The organism is Streptomyces sp. NPDC051214, from assembly GCF_040682375.1.
GTDB lineage: Bacteria > Actinomycetota > Actinomycetes > Streptomycetales > Streptomycetaceae > Streptomyces.
This window is the reverse complement of record NZ_JBFBAT010000020.1, coordinates 44,008-69,746: the sequence shown is the minus strand read 5'-3', so window position 1 is coordinate 69,746 and position 25,739 is coordinate 44,008. Positions and strand designations below refer to the sequence as shown.

Annotated in this window: 21 protein-coding genes and 3 pseudogenes; 11 read left to right on the top strand and 13 right to left on the bottom strand. The window is 67.5% G+C overall.

Annotated elements, in window-relative coordinates; all coding sequences use genetic code 11:
• Position 1 precedes the first annotated feature (1 nt).
• From istB to AB0M70_RS37815, 5 genes and pseudogenes are all read right to left on the bottom strand, one after another.
• Positions 2-766, bottom strand: coding sequence for an IS21-like element helper ATPase IstB (gene istB / locus AB0M70_RS37835; RefSeq protein ID WP_365827625.1), 765 nt, complete (start codon positions 764-766; stop codon positions 2-4).
• Positions 763-2,350, bottom strand: a pseudogene (gene istA, locus AB0M70_RS37830) (IS21 family transposase). The gene istB and the pseudogene istA overlap by 4 nt, the downstream one beginning before the upstream one ends.
• Positions 2,351-2,622: 272 nt before the next feature.
• Positions 2,623-6,312, bottom strand: a complete 3,690-nt coding sequence (locus AB0M70_RS37825; protein WP_365827623.1) for a P-loop NTPase fold protein — start codon at positions 6,310-6,312, stop codon at positions 2,623-2,625.
• A gap of 762 nt (positions 6,313-7,074) precedes the next feature.
• The gene (locus tag AB0M70_RS37820; protein ID WP_365827621.1) at positions 7,075-7,668 is read right to left on the bottom strand and encodes a hypothetical protein; all 594 of its coding nucleotides are present in this window, start codon (positions 7,666-7,668) and stop codon (positions 7,075-7,077) included.
• Positions 7,668-8,006, bottom strand: a complete 339-nt coding sequence (locus AB0M70_RS37815) for a hypothetical protein (RefSeq protein WP_365827619.1) — start codon at positions 8,004-8,006, stop codon at positions 7,668-7,670. Before AB0M70_RS37815 ends, AB0M70_RS37820 begins: the two co-directional genes overlap by 1 nt.
• A gap of 629 nt (positions 8,007-8,635) precedes the next feature.
• Here AB0M70_RS37815 and AB0M70_RS37810 point away from each other — a divergent pair.
• From AB0M70_RS37810 to AB0M70_RS37795, 4 genes and pseudogenes are all read left to right on the top strand, one after another.
• Positions 8,636-8,881, top strand: coding sequence for a hypothetical protein (locus AB0M70_RS37810; RefSeq protein WP_365827617.1), 246 nt, complete (start codon positions 8,636-8,638; stop codon positions 8,879-8,881).
• Complete coding sequence (locus tag AB0M70_RS37805; protein ID WP_365827615.1) at positions 8,878-9,453, top strand: sigma-70 family RNA polymerase sigma factor; 576 nt, start codon at positions 8,878-8,880, stop codon at positions 9,451-9,453. The genes AB0M70_RS37810 and AB0M70_RS37805 overlap by 4 nt, the downstream gene beginning before the upstream one ends.
• Positions 9,450-10,472 (top strand): hypothetical protein, encoded by a 1,023-nt coding sequence (locus AB0M70_RS37800; protein ID WP_365827613.1) that lies wholly within the window; start codon positions 9,450-9,452, stop codon positions 10,470-10,472. Before AB0M70_RS37805 ends, AB0M70_RS37800 begins: the two co-directional genes overlap by 4 nt.
• A gap of 45 nt (positions 10,473-10,517) precedes the next feature.
• A pseudogene (locus AB0M70_RS37795) lies at positions 10,518-10,823 on the top strand (NUDIX domain-containing protein); the annotation flags it as partial.
• Positions 10,824-10,961: 138 nt separating this feature from the next.
• Here AB0M70_RS37795 and AB0M70_RS37790 read toward each other — a convergent pair.
• Both AB0M70_RS37790 and AB0M70_RS37785 read right to left on the bottom strand, forming a co-directional pair.
• Positions 10,962-11,819: a hypothetical protein gene (locus tag AB0M70_RS37790; RefSeq protein ID WP_365827611.1), complete on the bottom strand. Its 858-nt coding sequence runs from the start codon at positions 11,817-11,819 to the stop codon at positions 10,962-10,964.
• Positions 11,820-12,391: 572 nt separating this feature from the next.
• Positions 12,392-12,577 carry a hypothetical protein gene (locus tag AB0M70_RS37785; RefSeq protein ID WP_365827609.1) on the bottom strand — a complete coding sequence of 62 codons (186 nt, stop codon included), beginning with the start codon at positions 12,575-12,577 and terminating at the stop codon, positions 12,392-12,394.
• A gap of 190 nt (positions 12,578-12,767) precedes the next feature.
• Here AB0M70_RS37785 and AB0M70_RS37780 point away from each other — a divergent pair, with 190 nt between their 5' ends.
• From AB0M70_RS37780 to AB0M70_RS37760, 5 genes are all read left to right on the top strand, one after another.
• Positions 12,768-13,418 (top strand): sigma factor-like helix-turn-helix DNA-binding protein, encoded by a 651-nt coding sequence (locus tag AB0M70_RS37780; protein ID WP_365827607.1) that lies wholly within the window; start codon positions 12,768-12,770, stop codon positions 13,416-13,418.
• The gene (locus AB0M70_RS37775; RefSeq protein ID WP_365827605.1) at positions 13,402-14,352 is read left to right on the top strand and encodes an HAD family hydrolase; all 951 of its coding nucleotides are present in this window, start codon (positions 13,402-13,404) and stop codon (positions 14,350-14,352) included. Before AB0M70_RS37780 ends, AB0M70_RS37775 begins: the two co-directional genes overlap by 17 nt.
• Before the next feature lie 585 nt (positions 14,353-14,937).
• Positions 14,938-15,531, top strand: coding sequence for a hypothetical protein (locus tag AB0M70_RS37770; RefSeq protein ID WP_365827603.1), 594 nt, complete (start codon positions 14,938-14,940; stop codon positions 15,529-15,531).
• Between the two features lie 440 nt (positions 15,532-15,971).
• A complete protein-coding gene (locus AB0M70_RS37765; protein ID WP_365827601.1) occupies positions 15,972-16,511 on the top strand; it encodes a Scr1 family TA system antitoxin-like transcriptional regulator in 540 nt (179 codons plus the stop codon).
• Between the two features lie 399 nt (positions 16,512-16,910).
• Positions 16,911-18,044, top strand: coding sequence for a pentapeptide repeat-containing protein (locus tag AB0M70_RS37760; protein ID WP_365827599.1), 1,134 nt, complete (start codon positions 16,911-16,913; stop codon positions 18,042-18,044).
• Between the two features lie 1,733 nt (positions 18,045-19,777).
• Here AB0M70_RS37760 and AB0M70_RS37755 read toward each other — a convergent pair.
• From AB0M70_RS37755 to AB0M70_RS37740, 4 genes are all read right to left on the bottom strand, one after another.
• Complete coding sequence (locus AB0M70_RS37755; protein WP_365827597.1) at positions 19,778-19,921, bottom strand: hypothetical protein; 144 nt, start codon at positions 19,919-19,921, stop codon at positions 19,778-19,780.
• Positions 19,922-20,023: 102 nt separating this feature from the next.
• Positions 20,024-20,746 carry a hypothetical protein gene (locus AB0M70_RS37750; RefSeq protein WP_365827595.1) on the bottom strand — a complete coding sequence of 241 codons (723 nt, stop codon included), beginning with the start codon at positions 20,744-20,746 and terminating at the stop codon, positions 20,024-20,026.
• Between the two features lie 103 nt (positions 20,747-20,849).
• Positions 20,850-21,284, bottom strand: coding sequence for a lasso peptide biosynthesis B2 protein (locus AB0M70_RS37745; RefSeq protein WP_365827593.1), 435 nt, complete (start codon positions 21,282-21,284; stop codon positions 20,850-20,852).
• A 195-nt stretch (positions 21,285-21,479) separates the two neighbouring features.
• Positions 21,480-22,373 (bottom strand): LysR family transcriptional regulator, encoded by an 894-nt coding sequence (locus AB0M70_RS37740; protein WP_365827591.1) that lies wholly within the window; start codon positions 22,371-22,373, stop codon positions 21,480-21,482.
• A 101-nt stretch (positions 22,374-22,474) separates the two neighbouring features.
• Here AB0M70_RS37740 and AB0M70_RS37735 point away from each other — a divergent pair, with 101 nt between their 5' ends.
• Positions 22,475-23,563, top strand: coding sequence for an alcohol dehydrogenase catalytic domain-containing protein (locus AB0M70_RS37735; protein WP_365827589.1), 1,089 nt, complete (start codon positions 22,475-22,477; stop codon positions 23,561-23,563).
• Positions 23,564-24,072: 509 nt separating this feature from the next.
• Here the strand turns inward: AB0M70_RS37735 and AB0M70_RS37730 are convergent.
• Positions 24,073-24,369 (bottom strand): hypothetical protein, encoded by a 297-nt coding sequence (locus tag AB0M70_RS37730; protein ID WP_365827587.1) that lies wholly within the window; start codon positions 24,367-24,369, stop codon positions 24,073-24,075.
• A gap of 248 nt (positions 24,370-24,617) precedes the next feature.
• Between AB0M70_RS37730 and AB0M70_RS37725 the strand changes: the two are divergent.
• Positions 24,618-24,812 (top strand): annotated as a pseudogene (locus AB0M70_RS37725) (hypothetical protein); the annotation flags it as partial.
• A 57-nt stretch (positions 24,813-24,869) separates the two neighbouring features.
• Here the strand turns inward: AB0M70_RS37725 and AB0M70_RS37720 are convergent.
• Entirely contained in the window at positions 24,870-25,730 is an 861-nt protein-coding gene (locus tag AB0M70_RS37720; protein ID WP_365827585.1) for a hypothetical protein, read from the bottom strand.
• Positions 25,731-25,739: the final 9 nt, after the last annotated feature.

The following is a 25,739-nucleotide window of genomic DNA, read 5'->3' as shown; positions in this document are numbered from 1 at the left end:
CCTAGCTGGTCGACGGTTTGGCAGCAGGAGTCCTGGGTCGCTTGTTGGGGCGGTAGCTGGGGCCGTTCATGATGACCTGGTGGCTAGTGTTGATGAGCCGGTCCAGGAGGGACTCGGCGACGACGGGGTTGGGGAAGAGGGGATACCAGTCGCTGGGCGCCCGGTTGCTCGTGATGATCAGCGAGCGTCCCTGCCGCTCGGAGACGAGCTCGTAGAGATCATCCGCCTGGGCCGCGGACAGCTGGCGCATGGCGAAGTCGTCGAGGATGAGGACGTCGGGCCGGATGAGTTCACGGATCCGTTTGTCCCAGGTGCGGTCCGCATGACCGCCCGCGAGGTCGGCGAGGATGCAGCTCGTCTTGGCGAAGCGGACGTGGGCGCCCTGGCGGACGGCGAGGTGGCCGAGGGCCTGGGCGATGTGGGTCTTGCCGACGCCGACGGGTCCGAAGAGGATGACCGACTCACCGGCATGGAGCCAGCGCAGGGCGCCGAGGTCGCGGATCTGGGCGGCGGGGAGTTTCGAAGAGGCGGTGAAGTCGAACTCCTCCAGCGTGACTTGCTGCTCGAACTTCGCCCGCTGCAGGCGCCGTTGGAATGCGACGGTCTCGCGGCGGGTGATCTCGTCCTGGCAGAGGACCTGGAGGAAGTCGAGGTGACCGAGCTCGCCGCCATGGGCCTGAGCCAGGCGGGCGTCGAGGGTCTCCAGCATGCCGGACAGTCGCAGGGCCTTGAGTGACTCCCGCAGGGCAGCGTCCATCACGGTCATCGGGCTTCCACCTCTGCTTCGTCGTGCACCTGGTCGTCGTGGATGTCATCCGTCGTGTCGGGGGTCGCGACGGTGGCAAAGAGCCGGGCAGGGCCGTGGAGGAAGGCCGCGGCCCCGGCGTCTCCGCTGGTCTCGGGCTCGGGATCGCTCTCGGTGCCGGCGATGAGGATGCCCTTGATGGTGCGGTAGGACGGATCGCCGACCGCGATGGCCCTGGCGCAAGCGGCTTCCAGCCGTGTCTCGCCGTACTTCTTCCGCAGCCCGAGAACCCCCTGGGCAGCGCGGAGCCGATAGAGCACGTTGACCTCCAGCAGCTGGTCGACTACCTCGCGGCAGGCATCGCCGACCTCGGACGCCTGGGTGCGGCACCAGACCGGCGTGCGCATCTGGAAGGCGATCTTCTCCGGCGGGTAGTCGCTCTGGTCGGTGCGTTTTCCCTGGTCAAGGAACGTGTGGGTCTTGACGAGCTGGCCGTCATGGAACACCTGGACCATGGTCGCGGTGGAGCGAACGTCAACCTTGCGGCCGATCAACTTCCACGGCACCGAGTAGAGGGTGCGGCCGACCTTGATGTGGATGTCCGGACCGACGGTGGCCGTCGACCAGCGGGCCAGGATGAAAGGAGTCGGCGGCAGAGGCAGCAGTTCGGCCGCCTCCAACGCGTCGAAGACGGCCATCGGGGCGGCCCCGCCCAGCGGCCGGCACTTCCGCCGCCCGGCGACCTGCTGGCTCCAGGTCACGGCCTTGCTCGATCGAGGTGAACTCCCGCCCCCGCCAGAACGAGTCGCGGACATAGGGCATCGGCCGCTCGACCCGCGGCTTGTCCTTCGGTTTCGCCGCCCGTGCCGGATCGACCAACGCGCCGTAGTGAGTGGCGAGTTCGGCGTAGGCTTTGTTGATCTTCGGGTCGTAGAGGTCGGGCTTGTCGACGCCGGTCTTGAGGTTGTCCGGGACGAGCCGGCGCGGGACGCCGCCGAAGTAGCGGAAGGCCGCGACGTGCGCTTCCGTCCACGCGTGCTGATCCAGGTGCAGCACCGGCCGGACGAACATGTGCCGCGAGCACGGCAGGACCATCACGAACGCCCAGACCCGGTGGCGTTTCCCGGTCCGCGGATCGGTCCACTGCCCGAGGAAGCCGTAGTCGATCTGGGCCTCCGATCCGGGCTCGATGTCGTCGCGCAACACGGTGACCTGGGACTTCGCCACCTCGTCCGGCAGCGTCGCGTGCACCCAGCGGCGGAACGAGGAGATCGATACCTGCAGCTTGTGCTCGTCACGCAGCCGCTGGTGGATCGTCGAGACGGTCACCGTCCCGAGCAGGCTCTTGATGTAGTCGCGGTGCTGGTCGATGTCGGGCCAGGTCACCTGCCTGAGCCTTCTGTCGATGAGTCCGGGGAACCACTCCTTGATCAGCTTCGACCAGTCGGCCTCGCTCATCGGCGGCCCGCCCGGGCTGATCCCGGCCGCTTCCGCCGGGGCCAGGTACTTCCTGACCGTCTTGCGGTCCACCCCCAGCGACGCGGCCAGCTCGCTCTTCGAGCGACCCGCGTACCAGTGGACGTAGATCTCGGTGATGTCGACCACGACGAACATTCTCCTCGCCATCCGGGCTGCCCATCGGCCATCCGAACCACGGGACGAGGAACATGAGCAGCTCCGCGACGACCAGGTCCCTCGATCCCGACCTCCGCGCTACCCATGGCCAATTAGGAGAATTCCGGGTGGGGAATTACATGACGCTCAAACCGCCCAACCTGGGGAAAAACTTGAACGTCGACACGTTCCGGCACCTCCCGGTGCGCGAGACCGCGAACTGCTGCGAGACCCGCTCGACGAGCGAATCGTCGTGTTTTGTTTCAGTCGTCGTTGCTGCGGCTGATGCGTTCGCGAAAGCTCAGCAGGCCCGTGCGTTCGGTGGAATAGCCGATGGCCTTCAGCGCCTTGGTGCCTCGTTGCTCAAGGCTGCTCCACTTCTTGCCGCTTGCTTGGACGGCCTCGCGTACGGCCTTGCCCATCCCCTTGGGGACGGACTGCATCAGCTGAGGCAGGTAGTGGAGAGCGACCTCGGCAGCTCCTTGATTGACCTCCAGCATGGGGATCAGGATTTGCTGGATCAGTTCACGGCGTACGGCTGGTGATGTGACATGCGCGGTCTTCCACAGGTCAAGTACGGCTCGGCGGTCGGGGTTCCTGGATGCGCGGGCATACCTGTCAATCAGCAGCTCGGCCGCAAATGCCTCAGGTAGCGTCGGCCATCCCGCTGTCGTCAGCGTCTGCTCCGGCAGGTGGGTGCCCGGGCCTCCCAGCAGATCCCGCCAGAAGCTGGATTGGTCCTGCGCGGGCAGACCAGCGAGGCGCGAGGCGACGGCCTGAAGCAGCGTCGAGTCGGCCTGCTGCTGCCTCAGGCTTCCCGACACGGCCGTGAGCAGCTCCGATGCTGAAGGTTCTTCGAGAGCGATCCAGTCAGCCAGGGTTTTGCCGACTCGGCTGGGGCGAGTACGAGCGTGGGAGGCCATTTGCGTCGCGGACGGCAATGGCTGAAGACTGTCTCTGCCGACGCCACCGGTCAGCAGCAGATGGTGCGCGCGGATCCGTAGGCGGGTGTGGTCGAGGCCCGGGAGCCAGCCGCTGACGTCCAGGGCGTCCACCAGAGTCCGGGCCTTCTCGGGACTCAGCGGCGCTGATCCGGGAGAGTCCAGGTCGCGTAGGCAGTCGTCCAGGAGCGACTCAAGGTAGGCCAGGATCGCGCCGTCGCCCGTAACGACCAGATCGTCTCCGTCGGTGAGCAATTCGGTGAGAATTGCCGCCTGGTGAGGCACGAAGTCCTCGCGCTTCAACAGGCCACTGCTCTCCAGCGGCTGGAGCACGTCGAGCAGCCGCAGTTGCTCGGCGACCTCCTCGTCGGTGGAGGGTCGGGTGAGCGATGGCAAAACGAAGGGCGTGATGTGCCGACAGCGGTCCGGGGGCTGGTAGTCGAAGAGTCGGGTGAAGCTATCCACGACGAGGGCGAGCACCTCGGGCTCCAGAGCGTCGTCACGCTCGCTGGCTCTCTTCCACAGGAGTTCCAGCAGTTTGTCGAACTCCGCGCTCATCTCGTCGATGGACGAGTGCGGGTCCAGCAATCGCAGCCAGTCGGGCCACCGGTCGGTCTGGCGTCGCCGGGCGCTCGACAGTACCGCCCGTGCCAGAGCCGTTTCCCTGATCGTGGGAATCGCATCTGCATTCAGCTCCACGATGTTCCGGCATTGTTGGCTGTCGGAAGCCAGCAGCAGTCCCACGACGGCGTGGGTCGCCTCGGGAGCATGCTGCTCGCACCAGTGCTGGAGAAGACTCTCCAGTCTCTGCAGCGCCTCTTCGGGAGATCTCGGTTCCAGTGAGGGGTCCGCGACGACTCCCACTTGGGCCTTGTCCTTCTTCCAGGCTTCGTGCTGCTCGATTAGCGCACGCAGCTCCTTCGAGACAACGGGAGTGACCTGCGTCATGAGCGTCGTGGCTTGCGGGGCGGGGAGGTCGGCGAGCATGTCGGCCATGTCCTCCTCCTCACCGAGAAGATGGCGGGACACCAACTGCTGTACGAGGTCGGGGGCTGCTTCCAATGCCGGCTCGACATGGCGCATCACCATGGCGGCCATCAGAGCACTTTCTCTGACCGCCGAGTGCTCTAGCACGATCGTGCGCATCCTGAGAGCCGCTGGGCGGTCACTCGCCAGTGCCAGCCGCCAGCAACCGGCGAGTACTTCATCGGGAAGTGCGTGCAGGGAATTGGCGAGGATCGGTGCGAGTGTCTCCACCACGGTGTCCGCCGTGCCGTTCAGCGAAATGGAGGACTCACCGCAAACCGCCAGGACGGCATAGGCGACGTTCTCTTCCTCCAAACCGATCGCGTCCCGGGCCTGCTGTGTCAGAAGAGCAAGTGCGGCAGCCCGCTCATCGGCGGAGAGACCGCTGATCGACGCCAGTACCTCGTCCACCTCGGCGTTCTGAGCCTGCTGCTCCAGCGTCTCGGCTACAGTCGCGGGAAGGCCGAACACGCTGCCGCTGGTCTCCATAAAGATCAGATCTTTGGCCGGGCCCGGCACATTTCGTGTCTTCTTGAGGTAAGCCACGAGCTGCTGGGCATGGTGCATTCGGACAGTGGGCGAGGTCCCTTCCTCATCCTCCTCGTCTTCGTCGGGGTTTTCAGGATCGCTGAGGCGCTGGTCGACGTCGGCGTCGAGACTCGCGTACCTGCGTGCTGCCAGCCTGACCTGTTCTGACACGTGGGGTCCCAGGTCCGCTGGAGGATTAGCGCCCAGAGCAAGTACGTACTCGCACAGCCGGTGGTCGAGCAGCAGGTCCCTGGCGAAGAGCGGGAACTCCACCCGGAGGCAGACAAGTTTGGCGATCTCGGCGACCCGCATGGTCGGGTCCATCTCCAGCAGCCCATCCGCTGCCCGCCGCTGCGCCAGCCGGTAGGTCAGAGCGAACGTGTTCAACAGCGCCTTGACTCTGCGAGGACTGCGCACATGCGAAGGCACAAGGACGCTCACCACCAGATTGACGTCCATGGCCGCCCACAAACCGCCCCGCCCGCGGACCAGATCGGCAGCGAAGTTGGTCACCTTCGGCACCAGCAGGGGCGGGAGACTGAGTTGGTACTGGAAGACCTTGTCCAGGTAGCCGCTTCCGCTGCTGTAGTAGGGGTTGATGGCGTCAGCGGGGGTGGCCTGCTCCAGAGCGCGTGTGAGCGCCTCTTCCAGGACCTGCTGGTCGGCGGCGACGACGAAGACGCAGCCATCCACCCCCAGGAACGTGCGCAGGGCATCCAGCGTGGCCACGACATCGGACGGCTTGCACCTGTCCAGCTCGTCGACGAACACGATGAGCCTCTCCACGCCGGCTTGCGCAACGAGGTCGGCGAATATTCCTTCGAACTGCTCGTCGCTGTCGGCCGCTTCGGTCTTGTGCTCGCGAGTGAGGGTGCGCGAGACCAACACCATGAGGGAGGTCATCAACGCCGCCGGCGCGATGCCTGCCTTCAATGCTCCAGCCGCCATTTCAGCGAACGTGGGTCGGAACGCCCCTCCATGCAGCCAGGCGAAAAGCGCCATAGCGGCGCCGAAGAAGACGACCACGGCCCCGAAGGTCAAGCCGAACATCTTCAGAAGACGCCCCACGTCGTTCCGTCCGTACTGGAGCTGTACGGCAACCCGCCCGCCGTACAGCTCCTCGTGGAACTTCGCATCCTTGATTCCCAGGGATGCGGCAGCCGCGATGATGAAGTTCCTACGCAGGGGGTTCTCCGCGTACTTGAAGGCGTCGAACCGTACGAACCGCACGCCCTCCCGCTCGTCGAGCAGCCCTCTCAGGAGGTTGCCCACGCCCGATTTACCGGATCCCCAAGGGCCCCATACTGCGATGTTGGTCGGCGTGGGTACCGACAGCACGACATCGTAGAGCTGGTCAGCGATGTGGCTATGAGCCAGCCGGTCATTCCGGGCGCTGTCGACCTCGCGGTCCTGGATGAGGTCATCCGGCTCCGTACCACTGCTGTTGCCTTGTGCCACTGCTGTACCCCGCTTCGGCTTCCGCGCCCCCGCACCTGAAGTCCACGGCCTTCACCGTTACTTCACTTGGGTAACACGATAAGCGGCACCACTGACAACGTGACTTGCCTGCGTTCACGGCAATCTGCTGGGTCCCAGCGCGGAGAAGGAAGCGAGCCTGCGGTCGCGCTTTCCGGCCATCGGATCGAACAGGACGCGCAACGTCGCGTGGCTGGAGGCACTAGGCGCCGATGCGCAGGTATCCGATCAGGACCTGGGCCAGGAACCAACGTGCAGCCACGAAGGCCACGGACGGCATCGAGGCGCGGCGTGAGGCCGACAAGCCGGTCGGATCAGTGGCCGGTGCGCCGCCCTAGGAGCAGCGCGAGGCACTCGACAAGGTCACCCCCGGGTGGAGCCCGGCCCGGAGCACAGGCTGGCAACGCGCCTTCCGTTTCCTCCACGAGTACCTATCCGAAGGCAGCGCCGTCCCCGGCAGGGCGGGTGAACTCGTCACCCAAGGTGAGGACCTCAGCGCCGCACGACTCGGCTGACAGACGCTCCTGACCACGTACCAGGGGCTCCTGGAGGACGCGCTCGGTCTGCAACTTGCAGGCGAGGACGAACGGCCGGTGAAGCGGACGGACGCTGGCTGCTAGGTCTTCCCCCGACTGGTGTCGGCCGGAGGACACAAGAAGCAGGGGGTGGACGCCGCCGAAATTGGATGCACGACCTGGTCGCGCGGGACGTACTGCGTCACAAGCTCACGCTTCTGACTACTGTTCATCGCACGAACAGGAAAACGGCGATCACCGCTATGCCAACCGCGTACATGCATCGGGTCTTCCAGTCCTGAAGCTCCTGCTCCAGCTTCTTCAGCCTCGCGGTGTACTGCCGTTTGCCCTGCTCCTCCTGGCGGTGGTATCTCTCCGCGAGGGCCACCACGTCCAGCTTGACGAGGGAATTCTTTGCTTCCGCGAGCTCTCGGTTCGCTTCGGCAATAAGGGACAGCGTTTCCCCTTTGGCCCCCACCAGCTTCTGCATGTCCTCCAAGACCTGGCCAAGATCCGAGACCACGGGATCGCTCTCCAAGTAGTTCACGGCCCGTGAGAAGTCGTCCAGCCGCCTTGAATCCACCAGATGCGCGGTGCTGACGAAACCTTCGAGGACATCCATGCTCAGACCGTTGGCCGCCTGGCTGAACATCTCGGCCATCGACCAGTTCATTTTGCTCGACAGCGCGTTGGAGAAGTCCTTGAGGACCTTCGCGTCCAGGCGGTTGAGAGCTGAGGCGACCTCGGGAAACTCCTTCGCCACTTCGTTGATCACGACGTGGGTGTCCCTGCCGGAGTGGAAGGAGAGGTGCTTGTCGCCCATCAGAGGTTGATGGTGCCGCTGAAGTCTCTGCCCACGTTGTAGTTCGTCTGAGCATGCACTTCGCCGAACGTCACGGTGGAGATCGAATTGTCGACCGTCAGGTTGTGCTGGATGAGCCTGACCCTCCAGTAGGCGGCAATGTCCTCTAGCAAGAGAGCGTCCTCCCTTAGCAGGACCGCGTGGTCGGCGGCTTCCTCCGCGTACCGGTCCTGGACTTCCCCGGGCGCACCGGAGACGAGCGCCCTGACGCGTTCGCGTACGTGGTCGAGGAGCCCTGTGGCTGCGCCTGCGGCGACAGCTTCGGTGACTGCGACGGCGGCTTCAGCGGCGTTGACCATGAGAGGAAAATATCGAAGCGCGAAGCCCGTTGCATGGAAATGTGATTTTTGACAGGTATGGAACTGGAGCGGCTACTGGACGCACTAGAGATGCCGTGCCCCCGGCGGCAGGCAAAAACGGGAGGTCCGCCTGCGCCTTCGGGAAGCTGGTGACCGTTCTGCGACGTGAAGGATCGGCAAGATGCTGGCGAAGTGCGCCTCGCTGCTCCTCCACCGATGGGCAGAGGGCCGCGTTAACGATCACCGCTTCACCCGTCCCCTCAAGCGACACCCATGCCCGTCTTTGGGTGTGGATGCTCCACCAGCGAAAGATGGGGTCACCGTGCAACGCCGCTGCGTGGAAGCCGGGGCGCGAGTGACCGGCAAAGGGGCTGGGGCAGTTGTGGTGGGTGGCTGCCTGCTGCGGCAGGTGTCGCCGTTTCTGGCGTGGTCTTTCTGCCAAGGGCGCGCGCACCACCGCCCCGCGTGCAGTCTCTGCCTCAGCCGGGGGCGTCTGCGGTGCTGCGTCATCGCGAGGGGGGAGGTTGCAGAGAAAGTGCCGTTCCCGGGTTCACGATCATGGGCCGTGCAGCCCCTTGGTTCATGAGCGGCCTCGCAGTCGCGCCGGCATGAGGAAGGGCAGTGCCCCTGTGGATGAAGTCTGGATCGTCTCTCTCTGGCTCGTCAGCGCCAAGTGCTTGGCGCTGCTGGGGCTCTGGCTGCGCCTGTGCTGGTGCGCGCGCCAAGATCGGCAGCGTCAGCGATACCTCCTCCAGATCACCGAAGCGGTAGCTGCCGAGGGGCAGGTGGAGTTGGATGACTGGGGCAGCAGCGGCCACCGCCTGCGCGTGAAGATCATTCGCGTGCCGGATCGTGGGGAGGTGCAGGACAGGTGAGCGCACACGAGCCAGCAGAGGGCACCGACCGGCCCCTGGCGGCGACTTCGGACCCGGACGGCGACCACGCTGTTGCCCGTCAGCAGGTGGACGCGGAGTTCTCCGCCTTCTACCGAGCCACCGTTGGTTCCCTGACAGGGTTTTTGATCAACCAGGGTGCCGGCGTGTATGCCGCTGCGGACATCGCCCAGGAAGCCATGATCGACGCCTACCGGCACTGGGCCAACATCCGCCACGCCAAGGCATGGGTCCACAAGGCCGCTTCACGTGCGCTGGTCCGCAAAGTCGCCTCCGTTGAGGAACCCGTCCCGGACGTCCCCGAGCCCACATCCCTTCTGCCGCACCCCGATCGCATCGCGGACTGGGAGGTGCGCCACGACGCGCTACTGCTGGTGCGCGCTCTGCCGCCCAGGCAGCGTCAGGTCCTGGCCTGGGCCCTGGCCGGGTTCACCCCCTGCGACATTGCCGATCATCTCGGGCTGCCGGCCGATACCGTACGCGCCAATCTGAAACGGGCCCGTCGCAACGCCGCAGCCGCCTACCGTGCAGCACAAGGTGAGGAGGAGCGATGACCGACCACCGCAAAGCCGACGGGCAGCAGGCCGACCACCGTGTGCAGCAGACCCTTGAGCAGGCCCTTGAGCAGGCACTGGCGGGACTTCTCGACGTCGAAGCGGGCCTGAGCGAGATCCTTCTGCCCTCCCGGCAGGAGAGGGCCGTCGAGGCACTGCACGCCGCTCTCGACGCTGAGAGCGGGCTTGCAGCCATCCTTCCTCCCACACAAGCGGCTTCGATGCCCCCTGCCGACCCGGCAGACGCCGAGGAAGCCCTTGGCGACCTCACCCCGGCACAGCTCCTGGACCTGCGCAGCCATCGCGACGTCCAGGCCGCCAGCCAGGCCCTGGACCACGCCCTCAGCCTGGAGGCCAGCCCCGAGGTCGACCGCGCCGTCTTCTTCGACCTTGCTCTCGACCTCGCCCGCGCCATCGTCCGCGACCTCAGCGTCGGCCGCGGCACCGACAACGCCGTGCTCGTCCGTGCCCGCGCCATCGTCCACGACCTCGACCGCGTCCGCGTCCTCGACCGCGAACGCGGCTTCGACCGTGATCGCGCCATCGACCGTGCCCGCGCCCGCGCCCGCATTCTCGACCGCGCCCGCACCCGCGCCGTCGCCATCAGCCACGCCCCCGATCTCGACCTCGCCACGGTCCGCGCCCGCGCGCGAGCCGGTGACCTCGCCCGCGTCCTGGCCCTCGTCCTCGCCCGCAGTCACGGCCTCGCCCACATCGTGATCGATATCCGTATGGCCGAGGTGCGTCGGGCCGTCGGCCTGGCGCTCCACCGCCAGGCGCCCGCCCTGACGGGCGCTGCCATTGCTTCCCTGAACGACTTCACCGCCGCGGACCTGAGCAACACCGACCTGACCGGCATCGACCTCAGCGGCATCCGCTGGTCAGAACGCGGCACACAGTGGCCGCCCTCCACCGACATCGACGCGTTGAAGGCCCGCTCCGACCAGACCCAGCCCGGCAACGGAGTCTGGATCATCCGCTCCGGCACCACCACCATCCATGGCCTCGCCGAGATCTGACGCCGCAGGCGACGCCCTGCCGCACACCCACCAGCGGCTACCGGCACCGACACTGCGGTGCGTGAGCTCTATGAGGAGACCGGCCTCACCGTGCAGCCGGAGTCCCTCAGGGTCGCCCACATCAGCCACGGCGCCTGGGGTGTCGAAGCACCGGGCGGGATTTTGACCGTCGTGTTCGCAGCCCACAACTGGACCGGCAAGCCCGAAAACCGTGAGCCGCGTAAACACGCCCAGGTCCGCTGGGTCGACACCGACGCCATCCCCGCCCCCTTCGTCGACACCACCGCCAGCGCACTTGACCGCTACCTCGGCGGAGGACCGGACATCTCCCTCAACGGCTGGAAGCGGTAGCGCCCTGCAGACAGCTGCGCAGAGACCGGCCGGTCATGGCGCGGGAGCGAGGATCTGCGATCCCCTCCCCCCTCACCCATCGACATTCATCCGCCCCCCAGCCCCCCGCACCACAACGGGGCGGGGGCACAGACGTGGCTAGGCACGTGCGTCCTGGTCGCCGCCAGCATCGATGGCCTGGCCGCTGCCATCGTCGACTCGGGCTCGGTCGTCGATGACGATGCGCACGGGTGTGCCCTCGCCGCGGTTTGTGGGCGTGGCGATGACGGCCTGCACGGCGTTGGTGATCTTGCCGTGAAGGTGATGGGCGATCGCCTGCGTCACCTCACTGTCCGCAGCCCGGGCGACACGGGCGAGGCTGGTGACAGCGGCGACCAGGCTGGGGCCCGAGAGACGGACGCTGACGAACCCCTCGTCGTCCTTGACCCGGCCGGGGATGTGGAAGTGCTGTTCGTTGCCCGCGACTTGGACGAGGAAGGCCCAGGTGTCGCGGTGGGCTTCGATGGTGGCGTGGGCGATGCCGGCAGCCGCCCGCAGGATGTCCGGGTCGGGTGCGGGCGCCGTCTGCTCGATGGCAGGTTCGGGCTGCGGCTCGGGGGCGGGCTCGGGTTGTGGGTCCACTTCCGCTTCGGGCTCTGATGCGGGCTCCGGCGCCGGGTCGGGCCGCGGCACCGGCGCCTGTTGGGGCACGCTGTCGGTCATGGAGGCGGGAGGCTGTGCGGGCGGCTGGGCCTTGAGCCGGCCCTCGAGCTGGCTGATACCGGCCCGCACGGCGACGAGCTCGGTACTGATCCGGGCCAGCGGGTCGCCGATCGTGTCACGGGCACGCTCCAGCCCGTCACGGACCACCGCCCGGTTCTCGGCAAGACCGGCGGTGATCGCAGCGTTGGCGTCCTTGCGTATCTGATCGATAGCCAGCTGCTGGTCGCAGACCTGCTGCTTCAGCGCGCCAAGATCCTCGCCGACCCTGCCCAGCTGCCCGATGATCTGCCTCAACAGCTCACTGTTACCGCTGCCCCGAAAAGCCACGAACCCCCCAATGGTCGTCAGTTGATCTGGCCAGAGTGAAGCCCGGCAGAAAAGCCGACAAGTACACCAACCAGCCGACACGAGGCACATACCCGGCGCACTTGCCAGACCGCACTCCCCTCCCCCAGCCCTCCCCACACCCACGTCATCCAAAGGTGCCGACGGCAAAGCCTGTTCGAGCCAGGCCTTTCCGAAAGATGCTGTCGGCTTTGTACCAGTAATCTCTCCCCCCATCGCCGAACTGCACCCAGCCCTGGCCGGACGGTCGCGATGCTGCGGCCCGAGAATGTGGAGCGACGTCATGCCTTTGATCATCCGCAGGGCTTCACTCGACACACTGGCCGTGATGAGCCTCGGCTGCAGCGCCATGGCCCGTCCGCCGACAAGATCTTCGGCCCTTTCAATGCGACCGATATCGATGCCGCCGCAACCAAGTAGCGACGACCGTTACGAGGGCCATGGCGACTCACCGGTTCCACAGGACCAGGAACAGGGAACCGTGAGTGACATGGGCGAGAGGCAATCTCCTGCCCCTGGCCTCAGCCGATGAGCTTGTGCAGTACGGGAATGGTCACTCCGGCTGCGATGGCACCCGCCAGAGCTGCGGCGATCGGAGAGCTGCCGTCGAGGCGGGTGAGGACGCCGACAAAAACGCCGAGGAGTACGCCGGTCAGCAGGACCAGTGCACTGTGCACCGTCAGTAAGGGGCTTTGTTGCGAAGGCACCGCTTCTCCTGTGGTGTTGGGGACTACGGTGCTGGTTCATATGTCGTCGGGAGCGCACCGCCCCACGGAGAACCTTTTTTCGAAGTGCGCCCCCGATTTTTTGGTCGGGCCGTGGGCTGTCGGCGAGTGGCAGACATACAAGGGAGACATGACCCCAAGTCCGTCTGGGCAGCATGGAGACGAGCAGCTGGTGAAGGCGCTGGCCGACGACGCTTTCGCCGGTCCGCGTTACGCGCGCTTCGCCGAGGAGCTCGCCCGTTACGGCATCTCGGTGTTACAGGGCTTTATGTGCACCGGCTGGGTGTTCGTCCTTACGGCTCGGCTCGGGTTCCCTCTGCATCCCACCGAGCGCGAGCAGGCGGAGCTTGCGGCCAACCCCGAACTGCGCCGGGACCTGGCGACCATGACGGTGGCTCAGACGCTGCCCCGCTTTCGCGCCGAGGCCCTCCTTGGTGGCGGCTGGAAGCCCACCGGCGCATCACTCACCTCCTACTTCACGGGCGCCTGCCTGCGTGTCTTCCCCAACGAATTCCGGCGCTACCGCACAGCGCAACGCAGGTGGGACCGATCCTGGGAGCTGGCAAAGGCCTGGGGCGAACCGCGCAACGACGCCGCAAACACCGAGGCCGCGCTGGGCGCTGCCCGGGTGCAGGACATATTGCGTAGCCTGGAACCACGTCCCAGGGCAGTACTGCTGCTGACCGCTCAGGGCTACTCGCAAGCGGAGATCGCTGAAATCCTTGGCTTCTCCTCGGCAAAGGCCGTCGAGGGCGTGCTGTACCGCCTGCGGCAGAGGGCGAAGAGGAGCGGAGAGGAGGAAGACGATGGCACGCACCACTGAAGCCGGCGAAGTGCGCATCGACAAGGATCCGCACGCCTTCCACGTCCTGGGATACACCACCGAGGACGACGACTTCCAAATACTGCTCGAGGGCTCGTCGCTGGGCACCGACGGCGCACGTCGCCTGCGCGGCCGCACACCGCTGGAGGACGCCCGCGAAGCCGCCGCGCAGAACGGCCCGACACCTGAAGGGCCCTGGCAGGTGCCGGGACTGAGGACCGTCGTGGTCGACGTCCACGATGACGGGTTCGCACGCGACCTGATCCGGCGGGCCAGGCACGTCATCTTCGACTTCGACGGACCGCTGTGCATGCTGTTCGCGAGTACACCTTCGGGGCAGGTGACACGCAGACTCGTCGACTGGCTCAGCGAGATCGGCCTGTCCCCCTCGCAAGACCTCGCCACGGGCAGCCCGTACTCTCTCCTGCGGGCGGTTGCTGTCCAGTACCCCGGCAGCGATCTGGTGACCGGATTGGAGGAGCGTCTCACCAACGAAGAGCTCATCGCCGTTGCAAGTGCGTGGCCCACCGAGTTCGCCGATCCGCTCATCCGCACCTGGAATGCGATGGGAGCACGCCTGGCGATCAGCACCGGGGTTTCCGCGGTCGCGGCCCAGCGCTATCTCGACGGCCGGGACCTGACCGGAACCTTCTCTCCGCATCTGACCGGCCGCACGGCGGACGATCTGGACCTGGACCTGAATCCCGAACTCGCCCGCCTCGAAAGCGCCATGAGCCTCATGGACGCCCACCCCGACCACACCCTGGTGATCAGCAGCAGCCCCGCTGCCGCCGCGGCCGCACAGCAGGCAGGCGTTGCCTTCTTCGGCTACGGACGCAGCCCACAGCTCGAGAAGGAGCTGCTGGTAGCCGGCGCCCCCTGCACCACGCCATCACTCGAACTCGTCCTGAGGACCCTGCGGGACTTCGCCTGACGCACACACGCACCACCCCCTCTTGCGGCCCCGGGATTCACACGCCACGGATCATCCTTCACCTGCCAAGCCCTCCCCCGCTACAGGCTCTCAACGACAAACCCGCCCGAACGCGGGGACGCTGGGATGACGTGCAGGAACCTCAGCCCGCCCGTCGGCAGGAATCCACAACGGCAAGCAAGATCCGCCCGTCCAAGTCCGTCGTACAGCACCCCGACGCACGGAGCGGGTCAGTCGGGCGCCCAGCACTCCACTCACCACGGCCAGGCCAGCGTGGAGCCAGCCCCGCCCTTTCACCCGGACTCCATACGTGTAAAGGCTCCTACGTGCGATCGACTGCAGCCCGGACCGTGACGCGCAGGGGGCGCGCCCGGGGCAGCCGCGAAGAGTAGCTCACGACCCGTGTGGAGGGGTGCTGCCGTATTGCGGTCGAGGTCGAGCTCGGGCGCTGCAGCAAGGACGGCGCCCAACTCCGCGTCGGTAGTGCGCCGATGGTGGCCCTGTGTCTGGAATCAGCCTGCACGCTGGCCTGGCCGCGCGTAGGTTCACCCTTAAACGTGATCAGGGGGATGCATGAACTGGGCCATGAGCAATGACTACGCAGCACTGATCACCACGTTCATCGTCGCGGTGATTGCGGTCGGCACGATCCAGGTCTACACGTTCTCCAGGCGTTGGGGAGATACCTTCACGGCGGAGGGCTCCAAGCTCATCGACGCCAGGCAGCGCCTCCTCGAACTGTTCCGGCAGGGGCACGACCCGACCAGCGCGGAAATGGAGGCAGCTGGGATGGGCCCCCGGTGGTATCTCTCCGTCCTGCTGAAAGGCTTCCCTCCATACTTGGCCACCGGCCTGTGGGTACTGGTCTGCGCTGTTCTCGTATTCGTCCAGGCCCACGTCTTGCGCTGGGCCGCCATGGAGAACAAGCCCAAGGGAGCAAAGCTCGCCGAGACGTCCTTTTGGGTAGTGGTGATTGCGGTGGTGATCTTGGTCGCCGAAGGGCTCATCCGCGGGCTTCTCGAGGCACAGGTGAACACCCTGCGGGTCCAGCGACGCCTGGCGCCGTACTCCAGGACGGAACGGCACGTCATGGAACAGGCGCTCAAGGAGTACCGGCGCACCGGTCAGCTTCCCGCGCCGTCCGCCAGCCACCCGCCCAGCACGCCACCCACTCCATGATCGCCAAACGCACCCACGAAGCCGCACCACCTGAACTGCACATGTGCCCAACCCCGACGTCGTGTGGCCCTCGCTCTGCGCCTACGACAACCCTCGTGCAGAGTCAGCCGGTCGTGCCGAAGCACGATAGTTGGCGCCAGCGGCGGGCACTGACCTGCGGCCCTGGTGGAACGAGGCTCGATAGTTGTCACCAGGTCAGCACGCTACTTGTCACCAGCAATGCGGAAGGCAGCGTAGTTGTCACCGGCTCCGGTGGCCCATCGGCCTCAGGCCACCTGCCCGCCATCACCATGCCTGACCGGTCTTGCGTCCGCGGTTACCACCGGGAGGTAGGGGCAAGCACCATGGCGAGGAACACCATGGCAGCGGGTGCGATCTGCGGAGGCTGAGGCTCGCCCGGGAGCAGTCCTGCGGCAGTAAAAGGTTGGGAGGTCTGCCCGTTGTCGCTGCTCGGTGTTCCCGCGATGCTCCACTACTGCGCCAATGTCATCTGGGGGAATCTGCAGACGCCCGCCTATGCCCGCTCCATGCTGCGCGTGGTCGCCGAGGCCCACAACACCGGCCACGACACCATCGAGGACGCCGTGGCCGCGCGCACCGCCCGGGCCGCGCTGATCGGCAAGGAGGGCCGCACAAGCCACCAACTGCTGAGCGAGCAGGCCCTGCGCACCAACATCGGTGGCCCCACCGTGATGCGCGGCCAGCTCGACCATCTCGCTGACGCCATCAGCCTCGACGGGCTCACCCTGGGAGTCATCCCGGCCCGCGCGCTGATGCCCTGCCCGCCCCCGGCGACCTTCACCGTGTTCGACCAGCAGCTGGTCGACATCGAGACCGCCTCCACCCTGATCCAGATCGCCGCCCCAGCCGAAGTCGCGGCCCACGTCCACACCTTCGAACTCATGCAAACCATCGCCCTCTACGAACACCAGACCCACGACCTGATCATCGCCGAACGCAACAAGCTCCCCTCCCCCTGACGCACACCCGACAGACCCGCCACATCCCCCAACGCCATCGAAGGGAGTGCTGGGATGTGGGCTCACGGCGAAGGCCCCCGCCCGGACACACGCCGAGGGGCGCCCCGGACGCGAGCCCGAGCAGATCCCCGAGAGGCAGTTCGCCGATCCCGCCTCCGTGCACCCCGCCGGGCCATGTGCTCCGGGCTTCGCGCACGCCTGGGGAAACCCGGAAGAACCCCGCCGCCCCTGGGCGCTTTTGCCATGTCAGGAGTCTGCCTTTCTCCCCCAGGGCGGTGCGCAGCCAGTCCAGAGGCGTTTGGGCCAGCAGCCAAGGCAAAGGGCACGCCAGCGGCGGGCCCTTCATTGTTCCGGCCGAACGGCTGCGCTCATGGCGGGACCTGGGTGATCCTGCGGGGTGTGATCCCCAAGCTGATATACCGCCGCCGGGAGCGGCGTGGCCTGAGGCTGTGGAACGTCGGCCTCGTCCTGGTCCTGGCCTTCCTCGCCGCGCTCGCTATCGCTGCCGCGGTGTTTTTCGCCGGGTGGGACCTGCTGGGCGCCCGCGGCCTCAAAGAGGAGCGCCGGCTGACCTCGCAGACACTGTTCGATCTGGTGAAGCTGGCGTTCGGGGTGGTGGCGGGGGCCGGTGCACTGGTGGCTTTGGTGGTGGCCTACCGCCGTCAGCGGGTGGATGAGGACGGCGCGCTGCGCGAGGCCACCCGCCTGCACACCGAACGCTTCACCACCGCGGTGTCCCAGCTGGGCGAGGAGTCCGCTGCGGTGCGCCTGGGCGGGGTGCACGCGCTGGCCGGGCTCGCCGACGACGCGCCCACCGACCTGCTGCGCCAGACGTGCATCGATGTGCTGTGCGCGTATCTGCGCCTGCCCTACACCCCCCAGGCCGACCTCCCGCCAGACGATACCGCCGCCCGGCATGCCTATCTGGCGCTGCGCGAGGTGCGGCACACCATCATCCGCCTCATCCGCGACCGCCTGTCGGTAGACCGCGAAGAGACGCATGTCTCCTGGCAGGGGCACGACTTGGACTTCACCGGCGTCGTTTTCGACGGCGGCGACTTCACCGGCGCAGTCTTCGCCCCCGGGGCCACGGTCTCCTTCCGCGGCGCGCAATTCTTTGACGGCATGGTCAACTTCACCCGGGCGCAGTTCTGTGGCGGCACGGTCAACTTCGACAGGGCACAGTTCTTGGGCTCCATGGTCTGCTTCGACGAGGTGCACGTCTGTGGCGGCGCCGTCGGCTTCGCCTTCGCGCAGTTCTGTGAAGGAAGGGTCGAATTCGACCGGGCCCGTTTCTCCGGCGGCACGGTTCGATTCGCCTGCGCGCGGTTCTCCGGCGGCACGGTGTCCTTCAACCAGTCCCAAATCTCCGCCGGTACGGTCGACTTCACCGCGGCGGACTTGTGCGGCAGCATGATCCGCTTCGATGGCGCCGAAGGCCACCCACCGACAGACCTGCTGCGCAGGACCGGGAGGCCGCTACGAAGGGGGCTGGGGGGCCTGCCGGCGGCATGGCTGACGTCGACACCCTGACGAACCCGACACCCGGCGACACAGCACCCCGCTCATCATGTCCTCCTCCCGGCCCACGTCCTCGTCCTCGTCCTCGTCCTCGTCCTCGTCCTCGTCCTCGTCCTCGTCGAGCAGGATTCCATCGCAGTCGAGCCGTCGGCCTCACGGCACTCGACCGTGCGCGCGAGGAGACCCTACCGGCCGTGACGGACTCCATCACGAGCGTCCCCACGATGGCCGACGGGTGGTGCAGCAGCAGGTAACACCGGCGCTGCACCAGCCAGGCCAAGCACCCACCCCCGTCATACACACAGGGACCACCTCCCCCACCCCGTGCGGCCCGGGCACCTTCGAACGACAACACGCCACTCCCGCTGCACAACCAAGACGTGACCTCGCCGACAGACCTCCAGGTCTCAGGCTGCCACCATCAGCCCGCTCCCACCGGCCGCCGCACAGCCGCCGCGGGCACGGAGGGACCGGTGCGGCAACACCGGTACCCGGCATTCCGGTCGTCCTGAACCACACCGGCCGCCGCACCCCGGCCCACCGCACCGCCCCTCCGCGGTCCATGACACAAGCGCCTCCCCTCGTCACCGAATTCGCCCGCCGCTCTCCTCGCCGCCGCGCGAGGCCCTCTCTTCCATCGGGAATCTTCGCGGGGACATCTGCCGCTCCCAGGTCCGGCCTGCCAGGAGCGCCGTTCAGGTAGCGGGCCAGGGTGGCAAAGACCCGTCGCCCGCCCGGCTTCAGTGCAGCGGCGCCAGCCGCCGGCAGTGCGCGCGGATCAGTGAAAGCAAACGGCCCGAAAACGCTGGAGAGCACGTACGCCCGCAGAGCGGACATCCTGCGAGGTCCGGCACCGGGCCCACCGCTTCCCGCCGGCCCCAGCACGGCGCCTGACACACAGCCCTCGCATCAACTGACGCCCGCAACGACACCGCTGCCGCCTTGCCCTCACGCACCCCAGGGAATCCGCAAGCGTGCAGGGCTGCCCGTTCACTGTCGGCTGCACAACACCGGGTCTCGCTTCGCGCAGCGACACACCGCATGGGCAGTGAACGTGGTCGGGCTCATCAACCTGGCGTGTGGCAACGACTGCGTCAACAAGTGAGCCGCATCCCACTGCGTTCCTCCACCTCATAGCCCAGCTGCTGCGCACCACCGCTGAACGGCTGCGCACCCAACTGACTTCCCACCCATGCACCGAAGGCCGGTTTCAAGGCGGTTCGCCCGGTGACAGGCGCGGGGCGGCCTGACGCAACCGCCCCGCAACGTCGCCTACGGTGCCTGCCGGTTCACGTACGCCACAGCGCTCATACCGGCAGAGAAAACGAACGCAACGACAGCCCCGCCCACAGAGACGGCGGCGAGCGGGGACTGCCCCAGAGCAGCGAAGCAGGCCCCAGCGGTAAGCCCCATCACCATGGAGATCAAAGCGACAACGACCACGTGATACACACGGTGGTTGCAGGTAGAAGTGTGTGCGGACAAGTAAGGCACTCCCAGGCATCGTCAGAGCGCCGTCACGGAGCCAGGGCAGGATGACCTACCGCCGGATCTGTGTCACGACGTCGCCGCCCAACGGGCGTCGCCACAGGAGAGCGCCGGCCAGGCGCCCCTATAGGTGCGGTGCCACCGCACCGTGAAAGTCAGCCACCTGCACTGATGCACCTCGCCCTTCGAAAATCTCCTCGTCCGCGCCCATCCTAGCCAACGCCACCGGGATGCGCACGAGTTGAGGCCGCCACAGCTCACACCCCGGCGCTGCGGGTCTCGGCTACACACAGCAGGTCGGGCCGCTGCTCCGCGTCCTCGCCGAAGGTCTTCTCGCCGCCCCGGACGCAGGCGCCGCACGCTGACGTGACGCCGCCCACCAAGCACGACGACGCAGACATGGACCGCCCCTGCAGCACCCCACATAAACGAATCCAGGAATCCAAAGCGTTTCTGGCCCTCTCGGTGACATCATGCATGGCGGTGAGCTGGTTCTTCCAGGCCTACAGGGCGCCCTGGGCTGCCTGGGGGCTCACGCAGACCTCGCCGATGAGAACCTCGCAGTGCGCTTCCTGCTGGTGGCTGGTGCACCCGCCATCCCGCCCCGGCGTCCCTCCGAACAGGTCAGGTGCCGCTGGGGGGTCGAGCGCTGGTTCGCCTGGCGGGTGGCCGTTGGAGGTCCGCATCGCGAACAGGGCGGTGCCGGCGGCGGCCAGGGCGATGTGTCCGGTGGCGACGAGCATCCCCAGTACGATCCATGCGGTGATCATGGCCAGGCTGGAGAGGGCGTCTCCGCCCAGCCGTACCCGCAGGGCGCGCAGCGCGGCGGACAGTGCCTCGTTCTCGAGGCGGTCGGAGACCTGCCGGTAGCGTTCGGTGAGGAATTCACCCATGTTGCAGGCGCGGATTTCCGCTGCCGTGGTGCGGGCGGTGGAGTAGTTGCGCGCAGGGCGGAGCGCAGCCGGTTGTCGAACAGGGTGGCGTGGGCTGTGGCGTGTTCGATGCGGGCGGCTTGCAGCCAGCACGGCCGTGGCGGCCTGGGCCGCGAGCATGGTGCACAGGGCTCTGCGGTCGGCCGCCCAGCCGAGGCGGGCGGCCGACCGCAGAGCCGACGGGAGTCGGCGGGCGATGGCCCAGCTGCTGACCGAGGCAGCGGCGGTGTGATGCGGGTCGGCCTTGAGGCGCATGACCGGTGGCGCGCCGGGAGCAGATGCGGATGTCGTCACCCATCCCGGTGTAGAGACAACTCCTCCCGTGTGCACACGAGTTACGGTTCTGCACGACGACGAGGGCCACCTCAGGCACCACTGGCGTCAACTTGACGCCTCTTCATTCACCCTTTCGAGTCGGCGGTTCGGGTGTGATGAGGAGGGGGGTCCACGGGCGGACGGGGTCATCCTCGTCCAGACCGAGCGTGAATCCGTCGCCCTGGATCCAGGCGTGTGCCTCGTTGGGCAGGGCACGGGCACCCAGCACCCAGGAGACGCGGCGCCTGCACAATCCCAGCGCGAGCACCGTGGCCAGGGACACCTCCATGCAGGCGATCCGCCCGCCCCACCAACTCGGACGTGCCGCGAGGGCCGCTTCGTGCACGCGGCGGGCGAAGTCGGGCTCGGCCGGCGGGAAGCGCCGCAGCACGCTCATGGCGCGCATCAGCCAGGGCAGCGGGAAGCGATGGCCTGGGATGGCCAGGGCCAGGCAGATGACGGCTAGCGCGCACACCAGCAGCGGTGCGGCCGAGGCCGTCGTGTGGCGCGGAGCCATCAACGGCATGGGATTACCCGCCGCCCCCACGGCCTGCGCGAGGCTGCCCGGTGCTCGGCCAGCAGTCCATGTTCGTGCAGGGCCGTGACGAGGGCGAGGCCGATCGCCAGTACTGCGAAGAACAGGCCGACGGTGACCGCGGTGCCCACCCGCGAGGGGAAGGGGGACGCGATCGTGCGCGGCCTTGGCTGCGGTTCAGGCGGTCGAAGTGATCGCTCGGGTGACGGTCATGATCGCCGGGGCGGGGTGACCGGGGAGGCGTGCCACGAGCACTCTGCGGATCTCGGGGGGTGCGCCGTCGATGCGCAGCAGGCTTACCCCGGGCGGCAGCACCGGTGAGAGCCGGGACGGCACCGTCGTCACGCCGAAGCCGCCGGCGACCAGCTGGAGCTTCGTCAGCCAGTCGCGCGTGGAGTGGATGACGCGGGGCCGTCCGGGCAGGCCGGGCCAGACGCCGAGCAGCGGCTCGGAGCTCGATGACGGGGTGGCGATCCACGCGGCGTCGACCAGCTCGTCGACGTGCACCGTGGTGCGTCCGGCGAACTCTCCGGTCGAGGGCGCTGCCACGACCAGTTCGGTGTCCGCGACGGTCTCGACGTGCAGGCGCGGTGAGTCGCCGTCGAAGGGCCGGTGGGGTGGGCGGGACGTCAGCACGGCGAGGTCGAGCGAGCCGGCGCGCAGCGCCCGGATCAGAGTGGGCGTGGTGCTCTCGCGGGTGGTGACCGTGGTCTGTGGGTCGGCCACCGCGAGGTGTGCGAGTGCGGCGGGCAGGATCGCCGCGCCCGCGCTCGGGACTGTCCCGAGCCGCACCAGTTTGGTCCGCGGGACGGTGCCGGCGAGCTCACGCTCGGCTGCTGCGAGCGAGGCCAGAACCGTGTGGGCGTGCCGCAGCAGGGTCAGACCGGAAGGAGTGAGCCGTACCCCGTCCGGGCGACGTTCGAAGAGGGTGGTGCCGGTACTGCGTTCGAGGGCGGCGGCCTGACGTGAGACGGCCGACTGCGTGTAGCCGAGTCGCTCGGCTGCCGCAGTGAAGCTTCCGGACTCGGCGATCTGCCGCAGGACCCGCAGTCCCGCGCTGGAGATGTCCATGCGACCTACGCATACCACGGATGCCAGATCTTCGCTTCCGGCATGCCCACCCAGCTCCTAGTGTCGATCTCACGAACACGGACGAACATGGAGGTCATCACGTGCGAGCAGCAGTTCTGACGCGGTTCGGCGCGCAGCTCACGGTGCGGGAGGTGCCCGACCCCGAGGCCGGGGGCGGCGAGGTGGTGGTCGAGGTTCTCGCCGCCAATGTGGGGCCCTACGCGGGCGAAGTCTTCAGCGGCCAGCGGAACTACCCGCTTGTCCCGCCTGTCGTGCCCGGTGTCGGCGGCGTGGGGCGGATCGTCCACGTCGGCCCGGACACCACCCGGCTGCGCGTCGGCGATGTGGTGTGGTGCGACTCGACGGTGCGCTCGCGGGACGACGCCCTGACGCCCGACATCACGCTCCAGGGCTGGAGCTCGCGCGGCGAGGGCGGCGCGCGGCTCGCCCGGTATTGGCACGACGGTGCGTTCGCCGAGCTCATGCGGGTCCCGACGGAGAACGTTTTTCCGCTGCCCGCCGCGGCCGGGGACGATCCGGCCCGCTGGGCCGCACTCACCGTGCACGCCATCCCCTACGGCGGGCTGCTGGCAGGCGGGCTCGCAGCCGGCGAGACGCTGCTCGTCAGCGGGGCCACAGGCAACCTCGGCAGCAGCGCGGTCGCGGTCGCGCTCGCGATGGGAGCGGGCCGCGTGGTCGCCCCGGGCCGCAACAAGGCCGCCCTCGACCTCCTCGCTGACCGGTTCGGTCCGCGTCTGCGCCCGGTCCCGCTGACCGGAGACGAGGCCACCGACCGCGCGGCGATGTCCGCGGGGGCCGACGGCCCGATCGACATGGTGATCGACTTGCTCCCGCCGAGCGCACCCAGCTCGGCGTCGCGCGCGGCGGCCATGACCGTGCGCGAGTACGGCCGCATCGTCCTCATGGGCGGCGTCGGCATGCTCGGTGGCGACGACCTCGCACTCCCGTACCCATGGATCATGCGCAACTCGATCACCGTGCGCGGGCAGTGGATGTACCCGCGCACCGCCAATGTCGGCATCATCCGGCTCCTCGCCTCGGGCACTCTGGATCTCGCCCCCGAACGAGTCCAGTCGTTCGGCCTCGATGCTGTTAACGACGCCATCGCGTACGCCGCCGCGCACGGTGGCCCGTTCGACCGCACCAGCCTCACCCCATCGGCTGGCTGACAAGGCCCCTGATCCCCACCATTCGCACGACCGCCATTCTTACGAGCGCAAGCGGCTATACGGCTGCTGTTTGACGTGCACGAAGCCAATCGGGGCTCGGCCGATTACTGCCTCCTGGCGAAGCTGCCAGTGTCGACCTCGGTGAGGATGCCGAGTTTGACCAGGCGTTTCAACTTGGCTCGGGCGCCTTCAACGTTCTTCGGCAGCAGGTTGTGGTCGAGGGCTTCGCAGATGCCCTTGGCCCGCAGCGCTCCGGTCGCATCGTTGAAGACGGCGCGGCCACCCCGGCCAGGCTGCCGGCCTCCTGACAGGCCTGCGGCACCGGGCGTGGCTGCTCGGCCTGACCGAGCCCGAAGCAGAAATCGTCGAGGACACCCTCGCCCGCGCCCTGTGCGAGGATGACCGGCCGGACGAAGCCGCCGAGCTACTGCACACCGCATGGACACCCGCACCACCCACGCCTACGAACGCATGCCCTGCACCGCCCTGTCCTGAACCGAGCACGTCGCTCAGCCCACAAGCCGAGGCCCCGGGGACAACCCGGTGTCCTCCGGCCGACCGGGCTGCCTCCACGGTCCTGCATCGGCGATACCCGCCAGCCGCAGCATCCGCGCGAACGTGTCACCCTCCACGTCCTGCTGCGAAGAACGCCCGCGCATCGCTATCGCCCGGTCTCGCATCGCCTCCCCCCTCTCCCGCATCTCCACAGCCCTGGCCACCACCTGCTGGGCCTTGTCCCGCATCTGCATGAACCGTTCGGCTGCGCGGACAGGGTCTGTCAGCTCCGTTCCATCACGCTCTTCCATCAGCAACCCCCGGGGGCCGGGCGAGAACCAACCGTCCTGGCGACATACGCATGATGCCCACCCGAACGGCAGCCCGTGAGGCTTTCGACGGCCTGCGGCGTCAAACAAGGATGAATTGACCAATCCCCATGCATCCACACCTACAGCCAGTCGGCGAGTGACATCAAAAGACGTCGCGATTGATCACGCTGAGACGTGATCAATGACTCCCCAACGCATCGCGAAACGACTCCCGCTCGGACCTCCACAGCCAGTGGGTGGAGCGGGAAGGCGCGGACCGGCCGGTGCCACGCGGCCACGGCGAGCAGATCGCCATCGACGGCGAGACGGAACCGGTGACCGTGAACTGGGGCGTGTGGGTCTCCAACACTAAGTCCCGGCGGGACAAGCTCAGCTCGGAGCAGCAAGAGGCGCTACGGGAGCTGGGCGTGGAGTGGGCGTGATCTGCCCCGTGGGTGAGGAGCGCGCGGGGCAGCGCTACGGCATTTCGCTGCCGCCTATCAGCCGACTGACGGCGGCAGCGAAATGTCGTAGCGCTGGTAGAGCTCTCGGAAGAAGGTCGCGACTACTCGTGGACCGTTGTGCCCGTCGAGCTCATGGCCGCCGAATCGGTAGACCTCGTAACCGGCCAGGCTCAGCTTCCGGTCTTCCGACACCATCTCGGCGTACAGCTGCGGGCTTGCCTTGCCGTCGACGGAGTAGTGCTGCTGGCCGTCGACCTCCAGGACCACGCGCACCCTGTTCGGCAGCAACAGCAGGAAGTCCATGCGCTGGCGAGCCAGGGGGTCCGGCTCGGCCCGGGTCTTCGCCGTGTACGGGTCGTAATGGAGATACACCTGCGGGATCAAGGCAGGCAGCGCGTCTCCGCCCTCCCGGAAGTACAAGGCCGCGTAGGTGTGGAACAGGACCTCTTCCGGCGGGAAGGCGAGCGATTCCGCGAGCCGTGCACACAAGCTTGTGGCGGCCGACTGCTGATCCTTCGCTCCGGCCGGGTCCGTCTGCTGCCACCAGCTGACGAGCTCTACCCATGACAGGCTAGCGGCGGCGAGCGGCCGGGTGTACGCCAGGCAGTATTCGGCGTTGCGGACGATGTCCAGGCGGTTGCTGACCGCGTCGCGCAGAACTATCTCGGGCTTTTGACCGTTGGCTGCGAAGATCAGGTTCTTGAACTCGCCGTCGACTCCGGTCATGCCGAGCGAAGCAAGAACCTGCTCCAGCTCCGGGACGTCATACTCCTCAACCACCTTGCGAGCCACAGCGGTCAGTTCCAGGATCGCTAGCGGCCTCAGCCGCGTGAGGACATAGCGGAACTTGCTCTTGAAGGCCTCGTCCCCTTCACCTGGCGCGAGCCCCAGGCGCATGCATTCAGC

Bases quoted from the DNA above. Each gene is read 5' to 3' on its own strand.
- AB0M70_RS37720 (WP_365827585.1), bottom strand. From the start codon at position 25,730: ATGCGCCTGGGGCTCGCGCCAGGTGAAGGGGACGAGGCCTTCAAGAGC.
- AB0M70_RS37800 (WP_365827613.1), top strand. From the start codon at position 9,450: ATGACCGACCACCGCAAAGCCGACGGGCAGCAGGCCGACCACCGTGTG.
- istB (WP_365827625.1), bottom strand. From the start codon at position 766: ATGACCGTGATGGACGCTGCCCTGCGGGAGTCACTCAAGGCCCTGCGA.
- AB0M70_RS37815 (WP_365827619.1), bottom strand. From the start codon at position 8,006: ATGGTCAACGCCGCTGAAGCCGCCGTCGCAGTCACCGAAGCTGTCGCC.
- AB0M70_RS37740 (WP_365827591.1), bottom strand. From the start codon at position 22,373: ATGGACATCTCCAGCGCGGGACTGCGGGTCCTGCGGCAGATCGCCGAG.
- AB0M70_RS37745 (WP_365827593.1), bottom strand. From the start codon at position 21,284: ATGGCTCCGCGCCACACGACGGCCTCGGCCGCACCGCTGCTGGTGTGC.
- AB0M70_RS37820 (WP_365827621.1), bottom strand. From the start codon at position 7,668: ATGGGCGACAAGCACCTCTCCTTCCACTCCGGCAGGGACACCCACGTC.
- AB0M70_RS37775 (WP_365827605.1), top strand. From the start codon at position 13,402: ATGGCACGCACCACTGAAGCCGGCGAAGTGCGCATCGACAAGGATCCG.
- AB0M70_RS37730 (WP_365827587.1), bottom strand. From the start codon at position 24,369: ATGGAAGAGCGTGATGGAACGGAGCTGACAGACCCTGTCCGCGCAGCC.
- AB0M70_RS37755 (WP_365827597.1), bottom strand. From the start codon at position 19,921: ATGTCTGCGTCGTCGTGCTTGGTGGGCGGCGTCACGTCAGCGTGCGGC.
- AB0M70_RS37770 (WP_365827603.1), top strand. From the start codon at position 14,938: ATGAGCAATGACTACGCAGCACTGATCACCACGTTCATCGTCGCGGTG.